The sequence below is a fragment of the Micromonospora zhanjiangensis genome (assembly GCF_042650605.1).
In the GTDB taxonomy this organism is placed as follows: domain Bacteria; phylum Actinomycetota; class Actinomycetes; order Mycobacteriales; family Micromonosporaceae; genus Micromonospora_J; species Micromonospora_J zhanjiangensis.
This window is the reverse complement of record NZ_JBHSBN010000114.1, coordinates 1-947: the sequence shown is the minus strand read 5'-3', so window position 1 is coordinate 947 and position 947 is coordinate 1. Positions and strand designations below refer to the sequence as shown.

Genomic DNA, 947 nt, shown 5'->3' with positions numbered 1-947 from the left:
CGTGCGCGGTGGAGTGCGGTGGGGTTGAGGTTGGCGGCGATGAGGGTGGGTGTGGTGGTGGTGAGGGCTTGGTCGAGGAGTTGGAGGGCGTGGGTGGTGGTGAGGGGGGTGGTGCCGGTGGTGGTGATGCGGTGGTGGTCGGTGGTGGTGAGGTGGGCGGTCATGCCGGTGGTGAGGTGCCAGGGTCCCCAGGCGATGGAGGTGGCGGGTTGGTGGTGGTGGTGTCGGTGGGTGGTGAGGGTGTCGAGGTAGGCGTTGGCGGCGGCGTAGGCGGTTTGGCCGGGGTTGCCGATGGTGCCGGTGAGGCTGCTGTAGGTGATGAAGTGGGTGAGGTTGTGGTTTTGGGTGAGTTGGTGGAGGTGGTGGGCGGTGTGGGCTTTGACTTGGAGGGTGTGGTGGAGGTTGTGGGGGGTGAGTTTGTGTAGGGGGGTGTCGTGGAGGGTGCCGGCGGTGTGGATGACGGCGGTGAGGTTGGGGAGGGTGTTGATGAGTTGTTGGAGTTGGTGGGGGTCGGTGATGTCGCAGGTGCGGATGTCGGCGCCGAGGGTGGTGAGTTCGGGTGCGGTGGGGGCGTTGGTGCCTTGGCGGGAGGCGAGGACGAGGTGGAGGTGGGGGTGGTGGGTGGCGAGGTGGCGGGTGGTGATGGTGCCGAGGGCGCCGGTGCCGCCGGTGATGAGGATGGTTCCGGTGAGGGTGGGTGTGGTGGTGGTTGTGGGGGTGTGGGGGGTGAGGTGGGTGGTGTGGAGGGTGTTGTTGCGGAGGGCGAGTTCGGTGTGGTGGGTGAGGGTGGTGGGGTCGGGTAGGTGTGGTTGGTCGGTGTCGAGGAGGGTGAAGCGGTGGGGGTGTTCGGCTTGGGCGCTGCGGATGAGTCCCCAGACGGCGCCTTGGTCGGGGTCGGGGTCGTCGGTGTCGGTGACGGCTACCGCCCCACGCGTCACCACCACCAG

Annotated in this window: 1 protein-coding gene; it reads right to left on the bottom strand. The window is 68.0% G+C overall.

Going from position 1 to position 947, the window contains the following annotated elements:
• Window positions 1–947, bottom strand: a 947-nt coding sequence (locus ACFOX0_RS34190; protein WP_377553831.1) for a beta-ketoacyl reductase, incomplete at both ends; no start/stop codon positions are given.